The organism is Paraburkholderia bryophila, assembly GCF_013409255.1.
Taxonomy (GTDB): Bacteria; Pseudomonadota; Gammaproteobacteria; order Burkholderiales; family Burkholderiaceae; genus Paraburkholderia.
On record NZ_JACCAS010000002.1, the window covers coordinates 1,656,984 to 1,670,840 of the forward strand.

The following is a 13,857-nucleotide window of genomic DNA, read 5'->3' on the forward strand; positions in this document are numbered from 1 at the left end:
CACATGCCGAACACGCTGACACAGGCGCTCTCACCCATTTCAGGAGTCTGGTTCATGCGTGACCAATATCTCGCCCATCTGCGCGGCAGTCTGGAGCAGATCCGCGCCGACGGCTTTTACAAGAACGAACGCGTGATCGCCAGCCCGCAGTCGGCCGACATTCGTCTCGCCAACGGTGCGGACGTGTTGAATTTCTGCGCGAACAACTATCTGGGACTGGCGAACGACGCGCGTCTGATCGAAGCCGCCAAGCAAGGCCTGGATCACGACGGCTTCGGCATGGCGTCGGTGCGTTTTATTTGCGGCACGCAAAGCGTGCACAAGGAACTCGAGTCGGCGCTCGCCGCGTTCCTGCAAACCGACGACTGTATTCTCTACTCCAGTTGTTTCGACGCAAACGGCGGCTTGTTCGAAACGCTGCTCGACGATAACGACGCGATCATTAGCGACGAACTGAATCACGCGAGCATTATCGACGGCGTGCGGCTTTCGAAGGCGAAGCGCTTTCGCTACAAGAACAACGACCTTGCCGATCTCGAAGCGCGGCTGAAAGAAGCCGACGCAGCCGGCGCGCGCTTCAAACTGATCGCGACCGACGGCGTGTTCTCGATGGACGGCATCATCGCCGACCTAGCCGGCATCTGCGACCTTGCCGATCGTTACGGCGCACTGGTCATGGTTGACGATTCGCACGCAGTGGGTTTCGTCGGCGAACACGGTCGCGGCACGCCGGAACATTGCGGGGTGCTGTCGCGCGTCGACATCATCACGGGTACGTTGGGTAAAGCGCTGGGTGGGGCATCGGGCGGCTACGTCGCGGCGCGCAAGGAAATCATCGAGTTGTTGCGCCAGCGCTCGCGTCCCTATCTGTTCTCGAACACGTTGACGCCGAGCATTGCCGCTGCGTCGCTGAAAGTGCTCGAACTGCTCGCGAGCGACGAAGGCGCGCAACTGCGCGCACGCGTGCGCGAAAACGGCGCGCACTTCCGCGGCAAGATGAGCGCGCTCGGTTTCACGCTCGTGCCCGGCGAACATCCCATCATTCCGGTCATGCTCGGCGACGCGCAACTCGCGTCGAAGATGGCGGATGCCTTGTTGAAGGAAGGTGTCTACGTGGTCGGCTTTTCGTTCCCGGTGGTGCCGAAGGGGCGCGCTCGCATCCGCACGCAGATGAGCGCCGCGCACACCACGGAACAGATCGATCGCGCCGTGGATGCGTTTGCGCGCGTCGGCCGTGAACTTGGCGTGATCTGATCCGGAGGCGTACATGAAAGCATTGGCAAAACTCGAACGCGCACCGGGCCTCACGCTCACGGACGTCGCGAAACCTGAAGTCGGCCACAACGACGTGATGATCCGCATCACGCGCACCGCGATTTGCGGCACCGACATTCATATCTGGAAGTGGGACGACTGGGCCCAAAAAACGATTCCGGTGCCGATGCATGTCGGTCACGAATACGTCGGCGAAATCGTCGAGATGGGCCAGGAAGTGCGCGGCTTTGCGATCGGCGATCGCGTGTCGGGCGAAGGGCATATCACCTGCGGTTTCTGTCGCAACTGCCGCGCAGGCCGTCGGCATTTGTGCCGCAATACGGTGGGCGTCGGCGTGAATCGCGAAGGCGCGTTCGCCGAGTTTCTGGTGATTCCGGCCTTCAACGCATTCAAGATTCCGCCGGAGATTTCCGACGACCTCGCCGCGATTTTCGATCCGTTCGGCAATGCCACGCACACGGCGCTGTCGTTCAATCTGGTCGGCGAAGACGTGCTGATAACCGGTGCGGGACCGATCGGCATCATGGCGGTGGCGATCGCGAAACACGTCGGCGCGCGCAATGTCGTGATTACCGACGTCAACGATTACCGGCTCGAACTCGCGCGCAAGATGGGTGCGACGCGCGCGGTGAATGTTTCGCGTGAATCGCTGCGTGACGTGATGGCGGATCTGCACATGGCCGAAGGTTTCGACGTCGGCCTCGAAATGTCCGGCGTGCCGAGCGCGTTCACCAGCATGCTCGACGCGATGAACCATGGCGGCAAGATCGCGTTGCTCGGCATTCCGCCGGCGCAGACCGCGATCGACTGGACGCAGGTGATCTTCAAAGGCCTCGAAATCAAGGGCATTTATGGCCGCGAGATGTTCGAGACCTGGTACAAGATGGTCGCGATGCTGCAGAGCGGGTTGGATCTGTCGCCGATCCTGACGCACCATTTCAAGGTTGACGACTATCAGGAAGCCTTTGCCACGATGCTCTCAGGCGAGAGCGGCAAGGTGATTCTCGATTGGACGGCTGCTTGAGTTAGCCCCGCAGCAGCAGCAACGCAACAACGCTAAAACGCCCGCAGCGCGCTCACCCGCCTGCGGGCGTTTTCACGAACTCCGCCTGAATGCGCACGTGAATGTCGTCGCCGACGGCTGGATACCACGTCGCCAAACCAAATTTCGCGCGGCTGAAGTGCCCCTCTGCTGAAAATCCTAGCGTGTCCTGTTTCGTCAGCGGATCGGGGGCGAAGCCGTTGAACGTGACGTCGAGCGTGACCGGTTGCGTCACGCCGTGAATCGTCAGATCGCCCGTCAATGTGCCGCGCGACTCATCCGTGCGCTCAAAACGTGTGCTCACGAAGCGAATCTCCGGATAACGCTCCACGTCGAGCAGGCTGGCGCTTTTCACCATCTTGTCGAGCAGCGGCACGTTCGTATCGATGCTCGCGGCATCGATCGTGATCGACGTCGTGCTCTTATCCAACCCGCCTTCATTCCAGTCAAGTTGCCCCTTCTTGCGATCGAAGCGGATCTGAAAGCGCGTGTACTTGAAGTGATCGATGTCGAAAGTCACGCTGGTATGGTTCGGGTCGACCTCGTAGCGGCCGGCCGGCACACGGGCCTCGTTCTGACTGACCGAATGCGTGAGTACCTGAATCGGCGTGCAGGCCATCGCGCTTAAAAGCATTGCGCCGAGCAAGCCTCGCATTAAGGCGCGTGCAAAGCTGGCACAAGCAGTTGATGAATTCATGACGTTCGTTCCGGTTGACCGATCACGACCAAGATAGCAGGTCGCGTCGCTCATCCGCAAAACACATCAAGACTTGACGAAGGAGAATGATCGTTCTACTCTTCGCTCATGGCTAACGACACTCAAACAGAATCGACGGTGCCCGGCAGCGCGCGCGAGCGGCTGCTCGAAGCGGCCGAGGCGTTGATCTACGCCGGCGGCATCCATGCCACCGGTGTGGACGCGATCGTCAAGCAGTCCGGTACCGCACGCAAAAGCTTCTACACGCACTTCGAATCGAAGGATGCGTTGGTGGCGGCCGCACTCGAACGGCGTGACGAACGTTGGATGAACTGGTTTATCGCCGGCACGCAGCAACGCGGCAAGACGGCTCGAAAGCGTCTGCTCGGCATGTTCGACGTGTTGCGCGAATGGTTTGAGTCGGCGGATTTTCACGGCTGCGCGTTTCTAAACGCGGCCGGCGAAATTGCCTCGGCGGACGATCCGATCCGGATCGTCGCACGTGGACATAAGGAACGCCTGCTCGCTTTCGTGCGAACGCAGTGCGATGAGTTCGCGGCGGAGTCGGGCATGGAGGGCCGCCGCGCCGCGCGCCTGTCGCGTCAGTGGCTGGTGCTGCTCGATGGCGCGATTGCCGTGGCGCTGGTGAGCGGCGAGTCCGATGCGGCACTCGACGCGCAGTCTATGGCGCGCACCGTATTGGAAGCGGAGTCCGTCAGCGAGGCCGACGCGTCCATAAGCAGAGCGACCAACGCGTCTTCGAGCAAGAACAAACCGAGCAAACGACCGCCATCCCGGCGCACCGCAACCTGACTGAAGTGAGGAAACATCATGGCCGATCCAACCGAAACCCGCCCGCCGCTGCCGCCGTTCACGCGCGAAACCGCCATCCAGAAAGTGCGTGCCGCTGAAGACGGCTGGAACACCCGCGACCCGGAACGCGTGTCGCTCGCGTATACCGTCGATAGCCGCTGGCGCAACCGCGCCGAGTTCACGAATGGCCGCGCGGAGATCGTCGGCCTGTTGCGTCGCAAATGGGCGAAGGAACTCGACTACCGTTTGATCAAGGAGCTCTGGGCGTTTACCGACAACCGTATCGCCGTCCGCTTTGCCTACGAATGGCATGACGACTCGAACAACTGGTTCCGCTCCTACGGCAATGAGAATTGGGAGTTCGACGAGCATGGCTTGATGGCGCACCGTCACGCGAGCATCAACGACATGCCGATCCGCGAAGCCGACCGGCTGTATCACTGGCCGCTCGGACGTCGTCCGGACGATCATCCGAGTTTGTCCGACCTCGGTCTTTAACCGCTCCTTCGAGAAAGCCGCCGCGTCTTCACGGCTCTGCCATCGGTTCTCCGTTATTGTTCTGGTTCCAGGCTGCGGGGCACGACTTGTGCCCGCGCGCCCGAGCGTGTCCTCCACATCGCCCGTGCGGGTTGAGGTACAGTGCGCGACGGGCGGCAAGCACGACTATCCAGAACATAGATGACGCCGGCGCTCGACCGGTGGCGGAGAAGACATGTATTTTCGGCAGATCAGGAAGACCATCCGACATACCGCGGTTGCACTCGTCGCGAGTCTGGCCGCGGCCTCCGCGGCGCACGCGGGAAGCTGGTGCGACGGCGGCGTATGGGTCGACGCGATGCTCGGCTCGTACCACATCGATCCCGATCCCGGCACTCACTTCGAGCAATTCAACCCGGGCCTTGGCGTGGAATGCTGGCTCAACAACCAGTGGGCCCTGACGGCCGGCGGCTTTCGCAACTCGCTGCGCCGGCCGTCCTATTACGGCGGTGGGGTCTGGGCGCCGGAGTTCGCGCACTGGGGCATCGTGCGGATCGCGGCGATGGGTGGGATCATCTCCGGCTATAACTACGGCAACTGGGGCCTGGGCCGCGATCATACGATCGGACCGGTGGTCGCGCCGATCGTGATGGTCGAATACAAACGTGTGGGCGCGAACTTCATCGTGATTCCGCCGATCCCGTCGGATCACCTGCCGTTCACGATCGGGTTTCAGGTGAAGGTGAAGTTCTGATTGATCTGCCGCCGGATTCGTCCGGCGGATGCTTGACTGACTGGCAACACCCTCCCCCTCGCATGCAGCGGCGCGCGTCAGATTGACTGGCGTCTTCGTCCTGCCATTGCTGCAAGCTGCCTCGACTCGCCTCCCAATCTGGGGAGTTACGGTCGCCCTCCCAATCCATGACACTCAAGACCTCGCATAGAGAGGCCGGATATCTCCCATCCGGGCTATCGCAATCGTCACGAACCTCGTGAGCTTGCTGGCTATTTTCGGAAAGCCTGTATCTGTCGATAACGCGTCGTTGTTTCAGTAGCCATCCCCTTTCCAGAAGGAAATCGCTGTTGTGAACAGATCCAGGCACATCGCATTGCAAGCATTGACCGCACCCCAACTTGAGATGTGGTTTGCGCAACAACTCGCTCCGGAAAATCCTCGATTCGACGTTTGTTTTTATCTGGAGATTCATGGTCCTGTCGATACCGTTGTATTCAGGCAGGCTTTACAGCAATTCGTTTCTGAAGCCGAGGCGTTGCACATTCGTTTCGTCGATACGGCTGGCTGCCCGATGCAGGAACTCATCGGGCCGCCCCCGTTACCATTCGATTGTGTCGATCTGTCCGGCGACGCCGCTCCGTTCCAGGCGGCGCTTCACGCAATGCGGGTCGACGCCTCGACTATTCTCGACCTCGTCGAAGGACCCCTCTTCAAGTACGCCCTGTTCAAGCTGGATAGCGAGCATTTTCTCTGGTACCAGCGCTACCACCACATTGCATTCGACGGCGCCAGCATTCCGCTTGCGGCCCACCGGGTCGGCGCGATCTATTCGGCGTTAATGCAGGAGCGTCCCATCGCAGCGGCGAACTTTGCGCCGCTCGACGTGTTGCTACAGAGCGATGCCGCGTACCGACGCTCTGCCCGCTACGCGAGTGATCGCGACTATTGGCGCGATTACGTCGCTGAATTGTCCGGCGCAACGACGATGACGGGCGGCCCGCCTGATGCGGGCGGTCTGTTCCGGCGACGTTCGATCGAGTTGTCACAGTCTTTGACGGCGGCGCTGGCGGTTGCAGAAACACCGTTCTGCAAATGGCCACAGTTGCTCACCGCGATCGTGGCAGCCTACATGTTGCGCATGGCTAATCTCGGGAGCGGTGTTTTCGACTTCCCGATTGCAGCGCGGGCGAAGGACACGCGCGCAACGCCCGGCATGTTCGCCAACGTGTTGCCGCTGAAGGTGTCGATGTCGAATGACGACACATTGGCCACGCTGACCCAGCGTGTCGATAGCGAGATATTCAGACACCTGAAGCACCAGTATTTCCGCGGTAAGGACATCCGGCACATGCTGGGCACAGCCGCGGCACCGATTTTCGGCCCCCGGATCAATATCGTCCCGCTCGACGATTCGTGGCGTTTCGACGGCTATCCGGCCACATTGCATGCGCTGTCGAACGGCCTCGTCAACGATTTCGCCGTGACGGTAATGGGGCAGCCGGGCAGGCCTGGCTTCGTGTTGCATATCGACGCCAATACGAATCTGTATGACGATGCCAGCGTCGCGGCGCATGGTCGACGGTTGCGGCAATTCATCGAGAGCGTGCTTGCCGATCCGCAACAGCCCCTCAGCCGCATCGATCTGCTCGGGCACGACGAAAGGCGTCTTCTGCTCGACACCTGGAATGCCACGTCGCGGCCCTATCCGGACCAGCTTTGCATCCATCAGCTCGTCCAGCACCAGGCCGACCGCCATCCCGATGCCGTTGCGATCAGAGTCGGCAACGAGTCGCTCAGCTATGCCGCACTCGACGCGCGTGCCAACCAGCTAGCCCGGCACCTGCTCGACCTGGGCGTCGCGCCCGAGACCCGCGTTGCCGTTTGCGCGCAGCGCACGCCCGCGCTCGTTGTTGCGATGCTCGCCATTGTCAGGGCAGGTGGCGCGTACGTCCCACTGGATCCCGTCTCTCCCGGATCGCGTCTCGTCCACATCGTCCACGACGCCGCGCCCGCCATGCTGATTGCCGACCGGACCGGATGTTCCGCTTTCGGTGATCTACTGCCCGGCACGCTCCCGCTTATCGATCTCGACGCCGAAACGCCCTGCTGGGGCGACCAGTCGCAATCCCCGCTCAGGTTGGATGGCCATGAAGCCGCCGGGCTCGCCTACGTGATCTATACGTCGGGCTCCACCGGGCTGCCGAAGGGTGTCATGGTCGAGCATCGGCAGCTTGTCAATCTGGTCTGCTGGCATATCGAGCGCTTCGGTCTGCGGCCCGGATGCGCCAGCACCGCGACGGCCGGCCTGGCCTTCGATGCCACCGCGTGGGAAATCTGGCCCGTTCTCGCCAGCGGCGCCACCTTGCTGCTGCCGCCCCCGGGTCTGGCCGCCGATCCTGCCGCGCTGCTCCACTGGTGGCGGGATCAACCGGTCGATACCGCGTTCCTCGTCACGCCGCTCGCGCTGCTCGCGATCGACGCCGGTCTGCCTCCCGGTCTGCGCCGCCTGCTGGTCGGCGGCGACCGCCTTGCGCAGCGTCCCGCGGCGCTGCCCGCGGCCGTCGAACTGGTCAACAACTACGGCCCCACCGAAACGACCGTGGTCGCCACGTCGGGTATCGTCCACCCCGGCGACGCCGTGCCGACCATCGGCAGGCCGATCGCGAACACCCGCATCTATCTGCTGGACGCACAGCTCGAACCGGTGCCGCTGGGGGCCGTGGGGGAGCTGTACATTGGTGGCGCGGGCGTGGCACGCGGCTATCTGAACCAGCCGGAACTGACCACGCAACGCTTCCTGCACGATCCGTTCGCCGGTGCGCCCGACGCCCGTATGTACCGCACCGGCGATCTCGCCCGCTATCGGCCCGACGGCAACCTGATGTTCCTCGGGCGCAATGACGAGCAGGTGAAGATCCGGGGTTTCCGGATCGAACCGGGAGAGATCGAGGTCCAGCTCGCGACCCACCCCGAGGTGCGGGAAGCGGTCGTGCTCGCGCGCGTCGATCAACCGGGCGAAGCGCGTCTGGTCGGCTACGTCACGCTGCACGATGGCGCGACGGCCGGTGCCGGACTGCCGGGCGAGCTGCGTGCCCACCTTGAGCGCCGGCTGCCGGACTACATGGTCCCGTCCGCGTTCGTTCATCTTGAGCGGTTGCCGCTCACTCCGAACGGCAAGCTCGACCGCAAGGCGCTGCCTGCGCCGCCGGACGACGCGTTCAGCCTGCAGCAGTACGCCGCACCGCAAGGTGAGACTGAAACGATGCTGGCCACGCTCTGGCAGGCCTTCCTCGGCATCGAACGTGTCGGCCGGCACGACAACTTCTTTGCCCTCGGTGGACACTCCATTCTCGCGGCACGCCTGGTGGCGCGTCTCGGCGCGGCGTTCGGCAAGGAATTGCCTCTGCGCTGTGTCTTCGATGGCCCGACCATCGCGCAGCTTGCGGCGGCCGCGGCCGCGAGCTCCGCGTCGGCGAGTCGCGCGCCCATCGTGGCGGTGGATCGTCACGGCGAGCTGCCACTCTCGTTCGCCGAAGAGCGGGCGGTGGCGTTCGAAACGTCGTCGACAAGCACCGGGATTCTCAATTCTTCGTGCATCTTCCGGTTGTCCGGCAGGCTACGTCGTGACTGGCTCGAACAGGCGATGGCGTCGGTTGTCGCACGGCATGAAATTCTTCGCACCCGCTACGCTGCAGACCCAGGCAGTGGCGCATTCTGCCCGGTGATCGATGCGCCGACGGAGTTCCGGCTGGCTATCCGGCCGGTCGACGCGCTTGAGCCGGACGGTCTGCGCGCCGCGCAGAACGAGGCCGCCGTGATGCCCGACTGTTTCCGCGGGCCGCTATTTCGCGCGACGCTGTTCGTCGAACACGACGAAGACGACGACCGCGCGCTCCTCGTGTTCGGCATCCATCACATCGCGATCGATGCGATCTCGTGGACGATCGTCTGGCGCGACATCGTGCGCGCCTATCAGGCTCTGAGTGCTGGCCACCTGCCGAATCATGCGCCCGAGCCGATCCAGTACCGCGACTACGCGGCCTGGCAACGACGACAACTGAGCACGGAACGGCTGGCGCAACTGCGGCGGCACTGGCGCGACAAGCTGACCGGCGCGCCGGTCTGCCTGAACCTGCCGTTCGACCGCGCGCGTCCTGCCGGCATGACGGATCGCGCCGGGCGCATCGGTCTTGAGCTACCGGCCGAGCTGAGCCGAAGCGTCCGCCGTACCGCGTCGTCGTTGCGGCTGACCCCGTTCGTCGTGCTCGAGACCCTGCTGGCGATTCTGTGCAGCCGCCTCGCGCACAGCAGCGACGTTGTGATCGGCACCGTGACCGAGGGCCGCAACCCGCTCGCCACCGAGAACATCGTGGGGCTGTTCGTCAATACGATTCCGCTACGCCATACGATCCAACCGTCCGCTTCGATCCAGAGCCATTTGCTGCGAGCGTCGGAGGAACTGCTGGTTGCGCTGGAGCACGGCGAACTTCCCTTCCCGGAGATCGTGTCCGCCGTCAATCCGGTTCGGCTGGCTTCTCACGACCCGCTGTTTCAGGTGTTTTGCCAGTTACAGCCGAGCGCTGTCGAAAACGAGGCGACGCTCCCGGGCGTGTCGGTCGACGCGGTGCCACGCGAAAATCCCGGCCGCGGCGCGGATCTCGCCATCGTGTTCCAGCACGCGGACGATGTCTTGAAAGCGGAAGTCGCCTACAGCGTCGATCTGTTCGATCACGCGAGCGTCGAAGCCATCGTCGCGCTCTATCGGGTGCTCATTTCGCAGGCGACGCGCGATCCGACGGCATCGGTCGATCGGCTCTGGGATGTGTGTATCACATTGACCCAGGTGTCTGCGCACGGTGTGGCGTTGAACAGGCTGATCGCCCGCCCGCTGTCCGCCACGGGTGCATGGTATGGGCTGTCGCCGGCCCAGCAGGCTGTCTGGATGCAGGAGCAGGCGTCGCCGCCGGGCTCGTCGTTTTTCTCGCTGGCGGTGATGCGCTGCGCACCCACTGTCGATCGCGACCGGGTGGAGGCCGCTGCGCGCGGGATGATCACGCAAACCCAATCGCTCCGGCTGGAATGGACCGATAGCGGATTGCAGCGGGAGACACCGGTGCCCACAACCCGCTTTGCGAGCTTCTCCGACAGCGCGGCACTCGCACCTGATGCGCAATTGCAGGCGGTGTACGACTGGCACCATGAATTGAACGACCGGCGTGGCGATCAATCGAGCGACATCGCGGTGTTTCACTGGTCCGATTGCGCCGTGGTCGCGCTCCGCTCACACCATATGCTGAACGACGGCTGGTCCGCGCTGCGCGCTTTCGAGCGCGTCGCGAAGAACTATGGACAACTCGAACGCGATCCTGCGCATGCGTTCGAACGAGATCGCGGATTTCTCGACACGCTGACACTGGAGCGCGGCTACCTGGATTCGCCCGAACATGCGCGTGACGCGGCGTTCTGGCAGAGCGCCTGCCGCGCCTTCGAGCGCCCGGCGCTGGTGACGTTACTGGCCGACCGACCGTATGCGACGCATGCTCCACGTCGCGTCGGGTCGCTGTGCCGGTCACTGCCGGCGACGCTGCAAGTCGCGCTGGCGCAGACGGCGGATACCTTGTCGCTGACGCTGTCGGAATGCCTGACGGCATTGACCGCGTTGTACCTTGCCCGCGTCAGCGGCGAAAACGAGGTCGCGTTCGGCGTGCCGCTTCTGAACCGGCCCCGGGAAGCGCTCGATATTCCTGGTCAGTTCGCCAAGGTGATGGTGGTTGGCGCATCGTTCGATCCCGCGGCCGATACGCTGGCGGATGCGATAGAGCGCGTCTGCCGCGCGCACCGGCAAGTCCTGCGGCACGGCCGCTATCCGCTCGGCGAACTGGTGCGGCGCCATGGTTTCGATCCGCGCCACGCCGAGGTCAGCATCAACACGTTGTTTCTGCGGCGAAGCATCGAGGTTGCCGGGGCGCCGACCCAGGTGCGATGGCTGAGCGGGCCCGAAAGCGGCCTGTCGTTTCTCTACACGCAGTTCGGCCGCGCCGCGCCGATCGATCTTGAACTGCGCTTCAATGATGCACTGTTCGACACTGCGACGATCTCGCATCACGCGAACCGGCTGGTGCACTATCTCGGCAACGCGTGCGCCGGCCTGATGTTCCCCGTCGGTGACATCGCGCTTTTAGCGGCGGACGAACGCCGCCTGTTACTGCAGACCTGGAACGCGACGGAAACTCCTTATCCTGACGAGCTATGTCTGCACCGGTTGTTCGAGCAACTGGTCGAGTTCACCCCGGATGTCACTGCGCTCGTAGGCGACGATGCGGCGCTCAGCTACGCAGCGCTCAATGCACGTGCCAACCAGCTCGCGCACCAGTTGATCGCGCAAGGCGTGCGGCCCGATACCCGCGTCGCGATCTGTGTTGAGCGCAGCGTCACGATGGTAGTCGGCCTGCTCGCGATCCTGAAGTCCGGCGGAGCCTATGTGCCGCTCGACCCGGACTCTCCGCGCGAACGGATCGGGCACATCCTGGCCGACGCCGAGCCGACGCTGCTGTTGATCGATCGCGCGGGCCGGCGCGCGCTCGACGATCTGCTGCCGGCCGCCGTTGCGCACATCGATCTCGATGCGTCGCAGCCCGCCTGGTCGGCCCGCCCCGACACCGATCCGGTCGTGCCGGGCCTTACCTCCCGCCATCTGGCCTACGTGATCTATACGTCGGGCTCCACCGGGCAGCCGAAGGGTGTCATGGTCGAGCATCGGCAGCTTGTCAATCTGGTCTGCTGGCATATCGAGCGCTTCGGTCTGCGGCCCGGATGCGCCAGCACCGCGACGGCCGGCCTGGCCTTCGATGCCACCGCGTGGGAAATCTGGCCCGTTCTCGCCAGCGGCGCCACCTTGCTGCTGCCGCCCCCGGGTCTGGCCGCCGATCCTGCCGCGCTGCTCCACTGGTGGCGGGATCAACCGGTCGATACCGTGTTCCTCGTCACGCCGCTCGCGCTGCTCGCCATCGACGCCGGCCTGCCTCCCGGTCTGCGCCGCCTGCTGGTCGGCGGCGACCGCCTTGCGCAGCGTCCCGCCGCGCTGCCCGCGGCCATCGAACTGGTCAACAACTACGGCCCCACCGAAACGACCGTGGTCGCCACGTCGGGTATCGTCCGCCCCGGCGACGCCGCGCCGACCATCGGCAGGCCGATCGCGAACACCCGCATCTATCTGCTGGACGCACAGCTCGAACCGGTGCCGCTGGGGGCCGTGGGGGAGCTGTACATTGGTGGCGCTGGCGTGGCACGCGGCTATCTGAACCAGCCGGAACTGACCACGCAACGCTTCCTGCACGATCCGTTCGCCGGTGCGCCCGACGCCCGCATGTACCGCACCGGCGATCTCGCCCGCTATCGGCCCGACGGCAACCTGATGTTCCTCGGGCGCAATGACGAGCAGGTGAAGATCCGGGGTTTCCGGATCGAACCGGGAGAGATCGAGGTCCAGCTCGCGACCCACCCCGAGGTGCGGGAAGCGGTCGTGCTCGCGCGCGTCGATCAACCGGGCGAAGCGCGTCTGGTCGGCTACGTCACGCTGCACGATGGCGCGACGGCCGGTGCCGGACTGCCGGGCGAGCTGCGTGCCCACCTTGAGCGCCGGCTGCCGGACTACATGGTCCCGTCCGCGTTCGTTCATCTTGAGCGGTTGCCGCTCACTCCGAACGGCAAGCTCGACCGCAAGGCGCTGCCTGCGCCGCCGGGCGACGCGTTCAGCCTGCAGCAGTACGCCGCACCGCAAGGTGAGACTGAAACGATGCTGGCCACGCTCTGGCAGGCCTTCCTCGGCATCGAACGCGTCGGCCGGCACGACAACTTCTTTGCCCTCGGTGGACACTCGCTGATGGCCGCTCGTCTGCTGAACCAGGTGCGCGTGACATTCGGTAGGGACGTCTCGCTGGGGGCGTTATTCGAGGCGCCGTCCATCGCTTTGTTCGCCGAAAGACTCGCGGCCCACGCAGTCCCGCGGGAAGATTCCGGGGCGCTGAATGTTCTGCTGCCGTTGCGCACTCAAGGACTGCATCCGCCGTTGTTCTGCATCCACCCAGGCGGCGGGTTCGGCTGGCCTTATGCGGGATTGCTGCGCTATCTCCCCGATCGCCCTCTGTATGCGCTGCAGGCGCGCAGGTTAAGCGAGCCGACTCGCCGCTTCGGCACGATCGAGACGATCGCTGCAGACTATCTTGAACAGATCCGCGCGGTGCAGGCCGCCGGCCCTTACCGCCTGCTGGGCTGGTCGCTCGGTTGCCATATCGCGCACGCGGTCGCCACCTTGCTGCAGCATCAGAATGAGCAGGTCGAGCAACTCATCATGTTCGACAGCTATCCGATCCCTCCCGCAGTCGAGATGCCCCTCCCGCCAACCGACCTGCAAATCATGAAGCTGCTGTTTCAGTCGCTGTCCGATACACCGTGGGAGCATGCTGACGAGCCGTCGTCGCCCGATGCGATCCGGCGACAGCCAAGTCACCGAAGGGAGCTTGCCCACGGGCTGGATGACGATGTATTCAACGCGATCTTCGACGAGTTAAAGGCCACGCCGGCACTGATCTGCCAGTTCAGACCCAGCGTATTCGACGGCAATTTACTGTTCTTTCGTGCCACCCGGACCGAACCGGACAATGCGTTGCTGGGCGAGCCAACCGCGTGGCAGCCGTACATCGGCGGGGATATCGTGGCCCACGACATTACGTGTCTGCACGAGAAGATGTTGCACCCGGAAGCACTGGCGTTAATCGGCCCGTTAGTGGCCGCCGCGCTGCGATAGCGGCGGTCGTC

At 63.9% G+C, this 13,857-nt stretch carries 7 protein-coding genes; 6 read left to right on the top strand and 1 reads right to left on the bottom strand.

From position 1 onward, the window contains the following. Positions 1 to 54: 54 nt before the first annotated feature. Together GGD40_RS28595 and tdh are read left to right on the top strand one after the other, a co-directional pair. A complete protein-coding gene (locus GGD40_RS28595; protein ID WP_179711174.1) occupies positions 55 to 1,254 on the top strand; it encodes a glycine C-acetyltransferase in 1,200 nt (399 codons plus the stop codon). A 13-nt stretch (positions 1,255 to 1,267) separates the two neighbouring features. Beyond that, positions 1,268 to 2,299 carry an L-threonine 3-dehydrogenase gene (gene tdh / locus GGD40_RS28600; RefSeq protein ID WP_179711172.1) on the top strand — a complete coding sequence of 344 codons (1,032 nt, stop codon included), beginning with the start codon at positions 1,268 to 1,270 and terminating at the stop codon, positions 2,297 to 2,299. A 52-nt stretch (positions 2,300 to 2,351) separates the two neighbouring features. Here tdh and GGD40_RS28605 read toward each other — a convergent pair whose 3' ends face one another. Next, entirely contained in the window at positions 2,352 to 3,014 is a 663-nt protein-coding gene (locus GGD40_RS28605) for a YceI family protein (RefSeq protein WP_179745921.1), read from the bottom strand. 108 nt (positions 3,015 to 3,122) lie between these two features. On the opposite strand from GGD40_RS28605, the gene GGD40_RS28610 reads away from it, so the two are divergent. From GGD40_RS28610 to GGD40_RS28625, 4 genes are all read left to right on the top strand, one after another. After that, positions 3,123 to 3,827: a TetR/AcrR family transcriptional regulator gene (locus tag GGD40_RS28610; RefSeq protein ID WP_179745922.1), complete on the top strand. Its 705-nt coding sequence runs from the start codon at positions 3,123 to 3,125 to the stop codon at positions 3,825 to 3,827. Between the two features lie 18 nt (positions 3,828 to 3,845). Beyond that, positions 3,846 to 4,325, top strand: coding sequence for a nuclear transport factor 2 family protein (locus GGD40_RS28615; protein WP_179711168.1), 480 nt, complete (start codon positions 3,846 to 3,848; stop codon positions 4,323 to 4,325). 214 nt (positions 4,326 to 4,539) lie between these two features. Then, a complete protein-coding gene (locus tag GGD40_RS28620; protein WP_179711166.1) occupies positions 4,540 to 5,058 on the top strand; it encodes a hypothetical protein in 519 nt (172 codons plus the stop codon). Between the two features lie 385 nt (positions 5,059 to 5,443). Further along, a complete protein-coding gene (locus GGD40_RS28625) occupies positions 5,444 to 13,846 on the top strand; it encodes an amino acid adenylation domain-containing protein (RefSeq protein WP_257030731.1) in 8,403 nt (2,800 codons plus the stop codon). Positions 13,847 to 13,857: the final 11 nt, after the last annotated feature.

Bases quoted from the DNA above. Each gene is read 5' to 3' on its own strand.
- tdh (WP_179711172.1), top strand. From the start codon at position 1,268: ATGAAAGCATTGGCAAAACTCGAACGCGCACCGGGCCTCACGCTCACG.
- GGD40_RS28615 (WP_179711168.1), top strand. From the start codon at position 3,846: ATGGCCGATCCAACCGAAACCCGCCCGCCGCTGCCGCCGTTCACGCGC.
- GGD40_RS28625 (WP_257030731.1), top strand. From the start codon at position 5,444: ATGTGGTTTGCGCAACAACTCGCTCCGGAAAATCCTCGATTCGACGTT.
- GGD40_RS28595 (WP_179711174.1), top strand. From the start codon at position 55: ATGCGTGACCAATATCTCGCCCATCTGCGCGGCAGTCTGGAGCAGATC.
- GGD40_RS28620 (WP_179711166.1), top strand. From the start codon at position 4,540: ATGTATTTTCGGCAGATCAGGAAGACCATCCGACATACCGCGGTTGCA.
- GGD40_RS28605 (WP_179745921.1), bottom strand. From the start codon at position 3,014: ATGAATTCATCAACTGCTTGTGCCAGCTTTGCACGCGCCTTAATGCGA.
- GGD40_RS28610 (WP_179745922.1), top strand. From the start codon at position 3,123: ATGGCTAACGACACTCAAACAGAATCGACGGTGCCCGGCAGCGCGCGC.